This is a genomic window from Aquimarina muelleri DSM 19832, assembly GCF_000430665.1.
Lineage (GTDB): Bacteria > Bacteroidota > Bacteroidia > Flavobacteriales > Flavobacteriaceae > Aquimarina > Aquimarina muelleri.
On sequence record NZ_AUML01000017.1, the window covers coordinates 70031 to 84415 of the forward strand.

Genomic DNA, 14385 nt, shown 5'->3' on the forward strand with positions numbered 1-14385 from the left:
ATTATAATTATTGTTACTACCTTTAAAGTCTATGTTTAAATCTTTAGAAAATTTTATTGCCAATTTTAGTTCATGGATTTGGGATTGGCCTTTGTTAATATTACTTATAGGTGGAGGCTTATTTTTTTTAATTTACTCTAGGTTCACTCCCTTTTTTTACTTTAAACATGCCATAGGAATACTTAGTGGTAAATATAATGATGCCCATGACTCTGGTCAACTTACTCATTTTCAAGCTTTGTCATCGGCTTTAGCTGCAACAGTAGGTATGGGTAATATTAGTGGAGTAGCTGTCGCAATTGTTATGGGGGGACCTGGAGCAATTTTTTGGATGTGGATCAGTGCCTTGATTGGTATGGCAACTAAATTTTATACCTGTTCTCTTTCTATAATGTACAGAACTGAAGACGATCAAGGTAAATTACTTAGTGGTCCGATGTATGTAATAACAAAAGGTTTAGGTCACCAGTGGAAACCTTTGGCAATCGTGTTTGCTTTGGCAGGGCTTATAGGAACACTTCCTGCTTTTACTGCAAATCAACTAACCCAGACATTAGTAGATGTTTTAGATTGGACAGATAGTGATAAGTGGTATATCGGGATTGTCCTTGCCGCGATTACAACATTAGTTATTTTTGGTGGAATTAAACGAATAGGTGCTGTAGCTAGTAGATTAGTTCCTTTTATGGTAGTGCTTTATTTTATAACAGTTATTACTATATTAATAATACAAATAGAAAAAATACCAGAAATGTTTACCTTGATTTTCTCAGATGCATTTTCTGGAAAAGCTGCGGCAGGAGGTGCTTTGGGGTATTTAATTAAAACTGGTGTTAAAAGAGCTGCTTTTTCTAATGAAGCGGGTATAGGAACAGCATCAATGATGCATGGTACTGCAAAAACCAATGAACCAATTAGAGAAGGATTAGTAGCGATGATTGGTCCTGCGATAGATACATTGTTAGTATGCACATTAACTGCTTTGGCAATTCTTTCTACAGGGGTATGGCAAAGTACAAGTGATAATGGGGTATCCTTAACTTTAGAAGCGTTCAATTCGGTTTTACCTTATGGATTAGGAGATATTGTTGTAATGATTATGGTTTTGGTATTTGGGTTTTCTACATTGTTTTCTTATTCGTATTACGGGACAACATGTTTAAGCTTTTTAACCAAACCTAAATACGGGAAATACTATAATTATATATATATCGTATCTATTGTAGTTGCAGCAGTAGTAAAAATAGAATTTGCAATTAATCTTATCGATAGTGCTTTTGCTATAATGGCTATACCTACGGTCATTTCTGGATTATTATTAGCTCCCAAAGTAAATGCTAGAGCAAAAATTTATTTTAAGGAACTAAAGAAGTATTAATATTATTTTTTTATTTCCTTACAATAAACTCGCTTCTCCTGTTTTCTTGATGTTCTTCTTCTGTACAAGGTATATCATCTGTGCATTTATTGAGTAACCTTCTTTCTCCATACGCTTTACCTCGCACACGTCGCCAATTAATCCCTCCTTTTTCGGTAATATATTTTACAGTAGCCCTCATTCTTTGTACACTTAATTTTTTGTTATACCAATAACTTGATCTACTATCGGTGTGGGAACGAACCTCTATTTTAAGATCAGGATATTTATTCATTATAGAAATTATCTTTTGCAACTCCACTTCTGTTTCTGTAGTTATTATGGCATCATTTAAGCCAAAATAAATAGGTTCTAATTGTAAAATTTTAGTTAAATCGTCCCCTACATTTATTTCTATAGTAGTAGATAGTAACTTCTCTTTATTTATTAGTGAAATATTTATTTCATTAATAAATTCAAAAGCATCTGTTGTTTCTGCCAAAATATCCCTTGGCATAAAATTCTTTGACTTTACTTTTAGGGTATAGTTTTCATTACAAGGAACTTTGAATCTGTAATTTCCGTTTGTATCAGAAATTATCTCCCTTATGATATCTTCATTTTTATTTAGTAATACTATGTCTGCACTTGTTAGAGGATTTCCCGTTGTGTTGTTTGTAATGGTTCCTTCTATATATTGCATACAAGAAGTTATTAATTCTTCTGTTTGTTTAAAACTATAGATATCATCGTTTCCTTTACCTCCTTTTCTATTGCTGGCAAAGTATCCTATTTTTGTTTCTTCATTAAGAATAAATGTAAAATCATCTTTTGGGCTATTAATAGGTCGGCCAACATTATAAGAATCAGAAAACCCATATTCATCAGGGACAGAAACAAAAATATCTAATCCTCCCAATCCTATGTGTCCATCACTAGAAAAGTATAAGGTACCATTGTTACTTATGTAAGGAAAGGTTTCTCTGCCTTCGGTATTGATTTTACTTCCTAAATTTTTTGGATTACTATATTGATTGTCTCCTAGTATATCTACTACAAACAAATCAGATTGCCCAAAAGTACCAGGCATGTCACTTGCAAAGTACAATTTTTTACCATCTAGGCTTAAAGAAGGATGGGATACAGAATAGTCATCGCTACAAAAAGGTAGTTCTGTAATGTTTTCCCAACTACCGTTATGAAGAGTAGCTTTATATAGTTTTAATAGAACTACCCCTTTTTTACTTTTTCCTAATTTATGATTTAAATAATTGTTTCTAGAAAAGTATACCGTTTTACCATCTTTGCTAAAACTAGTAGAAGATTCATGAAACCTTGTATTTATTTTACCCTTTAGTTTAACAGGATCATCAAGTGTAATGTTATCTTCCTGAATATTTGAAGCAAAAAGATCTAGAAACGGCATTTCATCCCATTCATGCAGCTTAAAGGTGTTGTTTTTTTCTCTGGATGAAGCAAAAACAATTTGATTTTGATAATTGAAACTAGGAGAGTATTCAGAGTTTTTAGAGTTTATATTAAGAGGATATAATTCAAATTTGTCAGATTGCATCTTAATAAAGTCCAAGTAATCTCTTTTCTTCGCAAAAAAATTAGCCCGCTTATCATTTTTGGTAATAGTGTAAAATTGGTGCATTATTGTATCTGCTTCTTTATAACGTTCTACGCTTTTTAAACTTTGAGCATATCTAAAAAGATATTCAGGGTTTAAATCTTCGGGATATAATTGTATTAATTTTTTATACCATTCTACAGAATCTTCGAGATTTCCTGTAAAGTAAAAAGAATCTGCTAATTTTGAATATAGACTAGGAGATGAGTATCCTTTTTGTGCGACATCCAGATAAATTGCTCTGGCATCTACATATGCATAAGATTTAAAAACTTGATCTGCTTTTGATAATTTTTTCTCAAGATTTTGTGCGTTTATACTAAATGATACTAGTAGAAAAACAACAAAAGAAATTGTGTTTTTTATAGAAATTAAACATAAAGAAGTAGGAAAATAATTTTTCAAAGGAAGCCCGGTTTTAAAAATATAAAAATGTTTTCACGGGGTTTTTGAAAACTTAATACAGTTAGTTAAATTTATGAAAAAATCCTTAAAAACATCTAACTTATAAATCATTTTTTACAAGTTCTTTTTAAGAATAAATAGAAGAATAAGAAAAACGAATTTAATTATTTACAATCCAGTATTTTCTTTTTGATTATTCATCTACCTTTGTATTAAAATTAATATATGACTCATAAGGCTGGTTTCGTAAATATAATAGGCAACCCTAATGTAGGTAAATCTACATTAATGAATGCTTTTATAGGCGAGAAGTTGTCTATCATAACTTCTAAAGCACAAACAACAAGACATCGTATTTTAGGAATAGTAAATGGAGATGATTTTCAGGTAATCTTATCCGATACTCCGGGTATTATAAAACCAGCATATGAACTTCAGGCGTCTATGATGGATTTTGTAAAAACTGCTTTTGAAGATGCAGATATATTAATTTATATGATAGAAATTGGAGAAAAAGAGTTGAAAGACGAAGCTTTTTTCAATAAAATCACCAATGCAAAAATCCCTGTTCTTTTATTAATAAACAAAATTGATCAATCTAATCAAGAACAATTAGAGGAGCAAGTACAGTTTTGGACACAGAAAATGCCAAATGCAGAAATGTACCCGATATCTGCGCTTGAAAATTTTAATGTAAGAGAAGTTTTTGATAGAATAGTAGAGTTATTGCCAGTATCTCCCGCTTTTTATCCAAAAGATCAATTAACAGATAAACCAGAACGATTTTTTGTGAACGAAGCGATTCGTGAAAAAATACTAATACATTACAAAAAAGAAATACCATATTCAGTAGAAGTAGAAACCGAAGAGTTTTTTGAGGATGAAGATATTATTAGGATTCGCTCAGTAATTATGGTAGAGCGAGATTCACAAAAAGGAATTATTATAGGTCATAAAGGATCTGCTTTAAAAAAGGTAGGTACAGAGGCCAGGAAAGATCTTGAGAAATTCTTTGGAAAAAAAATACATATAGAATTATACGTAAAGATTAATAAAAATTGGCGTACGAATGAACGTCAATTAAAACGTTTTGGGTATAATAATAAATAATATTTTCTTATCACTACAGAAGTATTTTCGACTGAGGGTTTATAGTTTGTTATTTATTAATGTTGCATTATCAACAATTAGATTAATGTTTGTAATTTATTTTTAGAATAAGGTTAAGGATATATTTACTATCAACATTTGATTTGCTACAATAACTACAAAGTGTCTAATAATGTTTCGATCTACGAAACAAGTAGGGTTTACGTATTAAAAAAAACAATAAAAAAACAGGTAAAATAGTGCGAGAAATGCAGCTATAACTGCATCCATAAAAAGTTTGTTGTTTTACAGTAACCAACTTAGTAACAATACTTGGTATATTTACATAAGTAATTATTTCACTGACTGACTATCAATTATGAAAAGCTCCATCGACCTGAAACATTGGTCTTTGGGCTTTTTATTTTTTCTGCCAACGTTTTCTAAGACTATTCTTAATGAAATCCAAATATGTATAGTATTGCTTAAATAAAAAGTCTAATTTTGCACAAAATTTAGAAATAGATAGTAATGAGTGGTATAGTAGCAATTGTAGGGAGACCTAATGTAGGAAAATCAACTTTCTTTAATAGATTGATTCAAAGAAGAGAGGCTATTGTAGATGCTGTTAGCGGGGTAACTCGTGATAGACATTATGGAAAGAGTGACTGGAATGGAATAGAATTTTCATTGATAGATACTGGAGGTTACGTAAAAGGTAGTGATGATGTCTTTGAGGCTGAAATAGACAAACAAGTAGAATTAGCGATTGATGAAGCTGATGCGATTGTCTTTATGGTAGATGTAGAGGCAGGAATAACAGGAATGGATGAAGATGTAGCTAAATTACTTCGTAAAGTTAAAAAACCAGTGTTTCTTGTTGTAAATAAGGTGGATAATGGTAAGAGAGCTGAAAATGCTGTAGAGTTTTATAACTTAGGGCTTGGAGATTATTATACTATTGCTAGTATTAACGGAAGTGGTACAGGAGATCTTTTAGATGATTTGGTTAAAGTATTGCCAGAAAAAGAAGAAAGAGAAGAAGATGAGCTGCCTAGATTTGCTGTAGTAGGGAGACCAAACGCAGGAAAATCATCTTTTATTAATGCCCTGATAGGAGAAGATCGATATATAGTTACAGATATAGCAGGTACAACTAGAGATGCTATAGATACCAAATATAATCGTTTTGGCTTTGAATTTAATCTTGTAGATACCGCAGGGATACGTCGTAAATCCAAAGTAAAAGAAGATTTAGAGTTTTATTCTGTGATGCGATCTGTTCGGGCAATCGAACATAGCGATGTTTGTATCATAGTTTTAGATGCTACCAGAGGTTTTGATGGACAGGTACAAAATATATTTTGGTTAGCAGAGCGCAATCGTAAAGGAATTGTTATTTTGGTAAACAAATGGGATCTTATTGAGGATAAGGAAAGTAATACTTTAAAAGATTTTGAAAAATATATTCGTAAAGAAATAGAGCCTTTTACAGATGTACCTATTGTATTTATCTCGGTATTGACAAAACAAAGAATATTTAAGGCAATGGAAACCGCAGTAGAAGTATATAAAAACAGATCTAAGAAGATTAAAACAAGTGAGCTTAATGATGTTTTATTGCCGATAATCGAGCGTAATCCGCCTCCTGCCTACAAAGGGAAGTATGTAAAAATAAAATACATTACACAATTGCCAACTCCGCAACCACAATTTGCGTTTTTTTGTAATCTACCACAGTATATACGAGATCCATACAGACGTTTTCTTGAAAACCAGCTTCGTAGAGAGTTTAATTTTAATGGAGTGCCCGTTTCTGTGTATTTAAGGAAAAAGTAGATAAATATTAGGAGTAAGGGTAAGTTTTTATAAATACTAGTTTTTGGATTTAGTATTTATATGCTATCTTTTATATTGATCTGTTCATTCCAATATTCAGACCAATTTAGAGGATTAGAAAGTTTGTGTTTATTGAATTCTAGATGAATTACGCGTCTTCTTTTATTACTCGTTGTTCTGTTGGATGCATGCAGGGTTAACGGTTTCATTAACATGGCTCCACCTTTTTTTATTTCACAAATATGCTCAGTTTTAATATCCCAATCGTTAGATTCTGTACGAACTATTCCTTGTAAATGTGATTTTGGAATAACCTTCAATGCGCCATTATTTTTATCGGTATCATCCAGATGAATTCGTGCTGTGATCGTGTCTTGTAAAATTTTGATTGGAGGATGAACTCCATATTGACCTTTTTTATAAGTCCAGTTTTTGTAATTTACTACATCGGCTTTTTTGTCGACTGAAATACTTAAATCCTGATGATAAGCAACAAACCAATTAGATGTACTGGGTTTGTCGAAATAAATAGCTTTAGTTAAAAAATATTCAGATTCGTAAAATTCAGAGATTAGATGGGCTAGTTTTTTATTAAATAGTAAATCTGTTAATTCTGGAATATTTTTGATTAACTGTCGAATAGCAAACAAATCTTTTGTCTTAAGAAAAGAATCTTTGTCCTGTTTAGTATTTTATATACAATTCAATATTTGATTTAGCTCATTCTACGAATACAAGTCGGTTAAAATAGAGTATCCATTTTCTTCAAGTTCTATTTTGTTTCTTTTGTAATTCATTTTAACTCGATATAGGATAATAATAGATAGTTAAGTAGAGCCACAGGTGTAATCAAATAATTGCGTGTAGTTTAGTTTATCGAAGATTAACTCCCTAGATCTCTACCAACTGCCTCCAGCACCACCGCCACCAAAGCCGCCACCGCCGAATCCGCCACCAAAGCCACCACCGCCACCAAAACTGCCACCGCTATCGCTGCTTCCACCAAAGCCACCTCGTCCTAGACTACTTAAAATAATCATGTCCAAGAGACTGTCACTTCCGGATCGGTTACCGCGATTTCCTCTTCCGTTATTTCCATTATTTTTTTTAGAAAAAGCTTTTATGATAATAATAAAAAAGACAAATAATAAGATCATCTCTAAGATAGGAATGTCTTTCTTTTTGTTTTTTCGAGTCCCTTCAAAAGTGCCATTCAAAACCTGAAAAATAGCATCGGCTCCCTTATCTAAACCACCATAAAAATCTCCTGTTTTAAATTCTGGAGTAATAATCTGATCAATAATGGTTTTTGAGGTAAAATCTGTTAGTTTTTCTTCAACGCCATAACCTGTAGCAATCCAAATTTTACGGTCATTTTTTGCAACGAGAACAAAAATTCCATTATCTTCTTTTTTTTGCCCAATTCCCCATTCGTGAGCCCACTTTGCAGCGTATAAGCCAATGTGCTCCCCTTGTAGAGAGTTAATAGTGGCTATCACAATTTGCGTAGAAGTTGTATCTGAATATCGAACTAGTTTATCTTCTAGCAGTTTTGCCTGAGAAGCAGAAAGCATTTCGGCTTCGTCATATACCGATGTTTGTATTTTTGGTATAGAAGGGATTTTTCTTTGTGCATTTAGAGATAATGAAGAACATAATATAAATAAAAAAAGAAGTATAGGGTTTTTGATAAATTTCATAACTATCCTTTTGAAATTTCATTAGAGAGTTCATTAGTATCGTTATGATCCCAAGGAAAATAGGTTTGTAATTCTTTTCCGGCAAGCAGAATACCTTCGGTTAGACCTTTTGTGAAATTAGCTTCTTTAAAATGGTGTAGAATTAGCTCTTTAGTGTTTTGCCAAAAGTTCTCCTTTACCACAGCATTAATTCCTTTGTCTCCGTAAATAGCAAAACTACGATCTTCTACAGCTACATAGATTAATACTCCATTTCGTTGGATAGTATTGTCCATTTTTAACCAATGAAAAACCTCTACTGCTCTTTCAAGAACATCTATTTCGGTATGTTTTTCAAGATGCACTCTGATCTCCCCAGAGGTAGTTTTTTCTGCAATTCTAATAGCATCTACAATTTGTTGCTCTTGCTCTGGGTTAAGAAAATCTTCTACTTTAGACATTTATTTAAAATCAAAATCTACATCTGGCGCTTTTTCAGCACCTTGTTCAGCATTAAATCTTGCCATTTCTTCAAAACTTCCCATGATACTTAAAATAATATTATTAGGGAATACTTTTAAGTATTTATTAAAAGTTCCTACAGCTTCATTATATCGGTTACGCTCTACATTAATTCTGTTTTCAGTTCCTTCTAGTTGTGTTTGTAGATTAAGAAAATTTTGATTCGATTTTAGATCTGGATAACGTTCTACAGTAACTAGTAATCTGGATAAGGCAGAGGATAAACCACTTTGTGCTTGTTGAAACTGAGCCATTTGATCTGGTGTGATATTAGCAGGATCTATATTTATAGAAGTAGCTTTCGAACGAGCATCAATAACTTCTTTTAGAGTGTTGCGTTCAAAATCAGCAGCCCCTTGTACAGTTTTAACTAAGTTACCAATAAGATCACTACGTCTTTGGTAAGCACTTTCTACATTAGACCAAGCTGTTTTTGCATCTTCTTGTAACGTGATGGCAGAGTTATAACGACCTCCAAAAAAGAAATAGAGAACCGCAATTATTCCTGCAATCACCAATATTGGTATTAAAAGCTTTTTCATAAGCTAAGATTTTGTGTTTGTTTTTTAAAGTTGTTCTTTAATTTTAAGTAATTGTCCTTTGATAGCTTCTAGTTTTCTAATCATATCAAAGCTATCTAAAGCTTCTATTTTTTGTTCTTTAAGGTGTATCTTGGCGCCTTCTAAAGTAAAACCGCGCTCTTTTACCAAATGATATATTAGTTCGAGGTTTTTAATATCCTCTGGAGTAAATTTTCTATTTCCTTTTGCATTTTTTTTAGGTTTTAGAATATCAAATTCTTTTTCCCAAAAGCGTATCAAAGAGGCATTAACATTAAATGCTTCTGCTACCTCACCGATACCATAATACATTTTTTTTGGTAAGTCTACATACATATACTTATTATTTTTGTTGTGTAAAACTTCCGTCTTCTTCAAAAATAAGCTTGCTTTCTGGAAAATCTTTTTCTGTTAGTGCTTTTATAGCTTTTAAAGCTCCTTTTTTGTCATCCATAAAAGGATATATTTCATCTATTTGTTTTGCAGAATGGAGTTTACCTTTTTTAAAGTTACCATCTGTATCTATTTCGATTTCTGCAATAGGAGCATATCCTTTAATACCACCTAAGCTAAATCTTGAGTACGTGCAGAAATTACCTAAACTATATGCGATAAATTTATCTTTATATATCTCAAAAGCTCTGGATACATGAGGTCCATGCCCTAAAACAATGTCTGCGCCAGCATCAATCATAGTATGTGCAAAACGATAGACATCACCACGATCTTCCCCATAAAAGCGTTCAGTTTTTCTAGGAACATGGGTGTGCTTTAATCCTTCGGCTCCGCCATGAAAAGAAACAATCACGATATCTACTTTTTGTTTAAGTTCGGTTACTATCTTTTTTGCATTGGTTAAGTTATGAATTTTTAAGCAATCTTTGTTAGGTGCAAAAGCACAAAATCCATAAGTGATTCCATTTTTTTCGAAAATAGTGGATGGTTGCGCAAATATGCCCGCATACGCGATATTATGTTTTTCTAGGGTTTTGGAAGTGTTTTTTATTCCGATTGCTCCAAAATCACCAATATGATTATTAGCAATACTCATTACATCAAACCCTGCTTTTTCTAGATATTCTCCAAAATACTCGGGAGATCTAAAAGAATAACATTTGGATGGATCAGAGCAATTTTTAGCGTTTTTACCCTCATCGGTTAATGTGCCTTCTAGATTGCCAAAAAGTATATCGGCTTGAGATAAAATAGAATTAACATCATCAAAAGGTCCTTTGCCTTTCGGTGGTAGATAACTTTTGTTAGGAAAATCGGTTCCCATCATTATATCGCCAACAGCCATAATTTTAATATGCTTTGGTTTTGCAAGTTTAAGTTGCGTACTTTGGACGATAGTATACATAGAGTCCAGTGCTTCTTTTGTATATTTTTGCGCTTGGATAGAAGAACAAAAACCAAAAACGAAGACAATAATAAATAATTTACGCATCAAGATTTAGTCTAGAGTTTCATTAATTAAATTAGAAGCTTTAAGCATTTCATCAAATTCTTCAGAGGTTAAACTTCCATAATAAAAATTTCTAGGATTAATTTTTTCACCATCTTTAAAAATTTCATAATGTAAGTGAGGAGCAACGGATCTACCAGTGCTTCCTACAAAACCGATAACATCTCCACGTTTTACTTTTTGTCCTACCTCTACATTATATTTACTTAAATGTGCATACAAACTAACATAATTAAAGCCATGATCAATACGAATATGTTTTCCATATCCAGAAGAATTAGCGTCTGCACGTTTTACAACCCCATTACCAGATGCATAAACTGGTGTTCCCGTGGCTGCCGAAAAATCCATACCATAATGAAATTTTCTAGCTTTGGTAAAAGGATCACTTCTCCATCCATAACCAGATGCCATACGTTTTAAATTAGAATTTTGGATTGGTTGAATTGCTGGTATAGTAGCTAACAATTCTTCCTTTTTTTCTGCTAGAGCTGCAATTTCATCTAAAGACTTGGATTGTACTACAATCTGCTTAGTAAGTTTGTCTATACGTTGACTACTTTCTATAATTATATCAGAATTATCAAAACCTTCTAAGTTTTTATATCTGTTTACGCCTCCGAAACCTGCATTACGAAGCTCTTCGGGGATGGGGTTAGCACCAAAATAAAGACGGTATATGTTATCGTCCCGTTCTGCGATTTCTTTTAAAATGGTTTCATCTCGTTTTAATCTTTGATTCATTAAATCGTATTGAAACTGCATGTTTTCAAGTTCTCTTCTATAAGCTTTTTCTTTTGGAGTTTCTAATTGAGGGATGTTGAGATATACAAGAAGAAGAATAAAACCTGCTAAAAAGGCACCAATGACCCCTAGCGCAGCTATACCAAATTTCCTCCCTTTTTTTTGCTCTATTCTACGATAAGAAAGAGTCTCACTATCATAGTAATATTTAACCTTTGACATAATCTAAAATATGCTATTTTTGCAAGATATCAACCAATAGGTAGTTGTTAAAAAACCAAGACATCGCAACAAATATAATAAATTGTAGCAAAGTTCAGAAAAAACTGACAAATATCGATTCAAAATCTTTTATAAAGACAACGTAAAATGATTATTACAATTGTATTAAAAGTTTTGTATTGAAAAACAGAAATAATATAAAATTCATGAAATCCCAAGAAATAAGAAATCAATTTTTAGAGTTTTTTAAGTCTAAAAAACACGATATAGTGTCTTCTGCACCAATGGTAATAAAGGATGACCCAACTTTAATGTTTACTAATGCTGGGATGAACCAGTTTAAAGAATTCTTTTTAGGTAACAGTATTCCAAAAAATAACAGAGTAACAGATACTCAAAAATGTTTACGAGTAAGTGGTAAACATAACGATTTAGAAGAAGTTGGTATGGATACTTATCACCATACTATGTTTGAAATGCTTGGTAATTGGAGTTTTGGAGATTACTTTAAAAAAGAAGCTATTCATTGGGCTTGGGAATTACTGACAGAAGTATATGGTGTAGATAAAGATATTTTATACGTTTCAGTTTTTGAAGGTGCAAAAGATGAAAACCTTGAAATGGATAAAGAAGCCTATGATCTTTGGAAAGCTATTGTACCCGAAGACCGTATAATCATGGGTAATAAAAAAGATAATTTCTGGGAGATGGGAGATCAAGGGCCTTGTGGGCCTTGTTCAGAGATTCATGTGGATTTACGATCTGAAGAAGAAAAAACTAAAAAATCAGGAAAAGATTTGGTAAATCAAGATCATCCATTAGTAGTAGAGATCTGGAATTTGGTTTTTATGCAGTTTAACCGAAAAGCAAATGGATCTTTAGAGAAATTACCAGCACAACATGTAGATACTGGTATGGGATTCGAAAGATTATGTATGGTATTACAAGGTGTAAAATCCAATTATGATACCGATGTATTTACTCCTTTAATTCGAGAAATAGAGACGATAACCAATTCTACATATAATAAAAATAGTCTACCAACTAATCCAGATGGTAAAGTAAGTGTAGCAATTAGGGTAATTGCAGATCATGTTAGAGCGGTTTCTTTTTCTATTGCAGATGGGCAACTACCTAGTAATACAGGAGCAGGATATGTGATTCGTAGGATTTTACGTAGGGCAATTCGATATGGTTTTACTTTTTTAGATACCAAAGAACCGTTTATTTATAAATTGGTAGAAACCCTAACGAAACAAATGAGTATTGCTTTTCCAGAATTAAAAGCACAGAAGGCTATAATCACTAACGTAATTAAAGAAGAAGAACAATCCTTTTTAAGAACATTAGATCAGGGACTCGTATTATTAGAAAATATAATTAAAAATACACAAGGCAATACAGTTTCTGGGGAGAAAGCGTTTGAATTATACGATACTTTTGGTTTTCCTATTGATTTAACAGCATTAATTCTTGGGGAGCAAGGGTATGAGTTGGATGAAAAAGGATTTGAGATCCAATTACAAAAACAAAAAGATAGGTCGAGAGCAGCGTCTCAGGTGTCTGCAGGAGATTGGAAGGTACTTAAAGAAGGCTCTTCAGAAGGATTTGTTGGATATGATCATCTTACTGCTGATGTAAAAATCATGCAATATAGAAAAGTAGATAGTAAAAAAGATGGAGAATTATACCAATTAGTATTTGATAAAACACCTTTTTATCCAGAAGGAGGAGGTCAAGTAGGAGATAAAGGATATTTAGAAGTCCCTAATGGAGATGTGGTATATATTATAGATACCAAAAAGGAGAATAATTTAATTATTCATTTCACCAAAAATTTACCCAAACAGATAAACGAAACCTTAAAAGCAGTAGTAGATTTAAAACAGAGGTCTAGATCTGCTTCTAATCATACCGCTACACATTTGATGCATCAAGCGTTAAGAACTATTTTAGGGACTCATGTAGAGCAAAAAGGATCTATGGTACATAGTGGTAGTCTTCGTTTTGATTTTTCTCATTTTGCAAAAGTTTCTCCAGAGGAATTAAAAGAGGTAGAGGACTTTGTGAATGCTAGAATACAGGAGCAATTGCCGTTAGAAGAACAACGAAATATCTCTTACAATCAAGCAGTCGCAGAAGGTGCTATTGCTTTATTTGGAGAAAAATATGGAGATACAGTAAGGGCAATACGATTTGGAGAGTCAATGGAGTTATGTGGAGGGACACATGTAAGGAATACTGGAGATATATGGCACTTTAAAATTATATCAGAAAGTGCTATTGCTGCTGGTATTCGCAGAATAGAAGCGATTACTTACGATGCCGCTAAAGAGTATTTTACGGTGCAATCTGAAGCGTATAATAATGTAAAAGCTGTTTTGAAAAATGTTAATGATCCTGTAAAAGCAATTACATCGTTACAAGAGGAAAATACTCATCTTAAAAAACAGATAGAAGCACTTCTTAAGGATAAAGCTAAAAACTTAAAAGGAGAGCTTAAGTCAGAATTTCAAGAAATTAATGGTATTAACTTTTTAGCGAAAAAAGTAGATCTAGATGCTGCTGGAATTAAAGATTTATCCTTTGAAATAGGAGGGGAGATAGATAATGTTTTTATAGTCTTTGGTGCAGAGCAAAACGAGAAAGCGTTATTATCATGTTATATTTCTAAAAATTTAGTAGAAGCAAAAAAAATAAACGCAGGACAAGTAGTTCGTGAATTAGGTAAATATATTCAAGGAGGAGGAGGAGGCCAACCGTTTTTTGCTACTGCAGGAGGAAAAAATCCTAAGGGAATAGAAGAAGCATTAGAGAATGCAAAACAATATTTAAAATGATTTTAAATACTAAAAACTCTATCTTTTCTT

The 14385-nt window shown here is 32.4% G+C and carries 12 protein-coding genes; 4 read left to right on the top strand and 8 right to left on the bottom strand.

Annotation, left to right across the window (positions count from 1 at the left end):
* The first annotated feature begins 31 nt into the window (after positions 1–31).
* A complete protein-coding gene (locus H527_RS0108465) occupies positions 32–1378 on the top strand; it encodes an alanine/glycine:cation symporter family protein (RefSeq protein ID WP_027412306.1) in 1347 nt (448 codons plus the stop codon).
* A gap of 10 nt (positions 1379–1388) precedes the next feature.
* On the opposite strand, the gene H527_RS0108470 is transcribed toward H527_RS0108465, so the two are convergent.
* Complete coding sequence (locus tag H527_RS0108470) at positions 1389–3395, bottom strand: OmpA family protein (protein ID WP_229809274.1); 2007 nt, start codon at positions 3393–3395, stop codon at positions 1389–1391.
* 225 nt (positions 3396–3620) lie between these two features.
* Here H527_RS0108470 and era point away from each other — a divergent pair, with 225 nt between their 5' ends.
* Together era and der are read left to right on the top strand one after the other, a co-directional pair.
* On the top strand, positions 3621–4505 hold the full coding sequence (gene era, locus H527_RS0108475) for a GTPase Era (RefSeq protein WP_027412308.1): 885 nt from the start codon (positions 3621–3623) through the stop codon (positions 4503–4505).
* 510 nt (positions 4506–5015) lie between these two features.
* Positions 5016–6323 (top strand): ribosome biogenesis GTPase Der, encoded by a 1308-nt coding sequence (gene der / locus H527_RS0108480; RefSeq protein ID WP_027412309.1) that lies wholly within the window; start codon positions 5016–5018, stop codon positions 6321–6323.
* Positions 6324–6379: 56 nt separating this feature from the next.
* Here the strand turns inward: der and H527_RS21715 are convergent, their stop codons facing one another.
* The 7 genes from H527_RS21715 to H527_RS0108515 form a co-directional block, all read right to left on the bottom strand.
* Complete coding sequence (locus tag H527_RS21715) at positions 6380–6973, bottom strand: phytanoyl-CoA dioxygenase family protein (protein ID WP_308427905.1); 594 nt, start codon at positions 6971–6973, stop codon at positions 6380–6382.
* 249 nt (positions 6974–7222) lie between these two features.
* Positions 7223–8023, bottom strand: a complete 801-nt coding sequence (locus H527_RS0108490) for a TPM domain-containing protein (protein ID WP_027412310.1) — start codon at positions 8021–8023, stop codon at positions 7223–7225.
* A 2-nt stretch (positions 8024–8025) separates the two neighbouring features.
* Positions 8026–8463: a TPM domain-containing protein gene (locus H527_RS0108495; protein WP_027412311.1), complete on the bottom strand. Its 438-nt coding sequence runs from the start codon at positions 8461–8463 to the stop codon at positions 8026–8028.
* Positions 8464–9066: a LemA family protein gene (locus H527_RS0108500; protein WP_027412312.1), complete on the bottom strand. Its 603-nt coding sequence runs from the start codon at positions 9064–9066 to the stop codon at positions 8464–8466.
* 24 nt (positions 9067–9090) lie between these two features.
* Complete coding sequence (locus H527_RS0108505) at positions 9091–9420, bottom strand: MerR family transcriptional regulator (RefSeq protein ID WP_027412313.1); 330 nt, start codon at positions 9418–9420, stop codon at positions 9091–9093.
* A 7-nt stretch (positions 9421–9427) separates the two neighbouring features.
* Entirely contained in the window at positions 9428–10531 is a 1104-nt protein-coding gene (locus H527_RS0108510) for a CapA family protein (protein ID WP_027412314.1), read from the bottom strand.
* Positions 10532–10537: 6 nt separating this feature from the next.
* Complete coding sequence (locus H527_RS0108515) at positions 10538–11515, bottom strand: M23 family metallopeptidase (RefSeq protein WP_027412315.1); 978 nt, start codon at positions 11513–11515, stop codon at positions 10538–10540.
* Between the two features lie 206 nt (positions 11516–11721).
* Here H527_RS0108515 and alaS point away from each other — a divergent pair, with 206 nt between their 5' ends.
* On the top strand, positions 11722–14355 hold the full coding sequence (gene alaS / locus H527_RS0108520; RefSeq protein ID WP_027412316.1) for an alanine--tRNA ligase: 2634 nt from the start codon (positions 11722–11724) through the stop codon (positions 14353–14355).
* Positions 14356–14385: the final 30 nt, after the last annotated feature.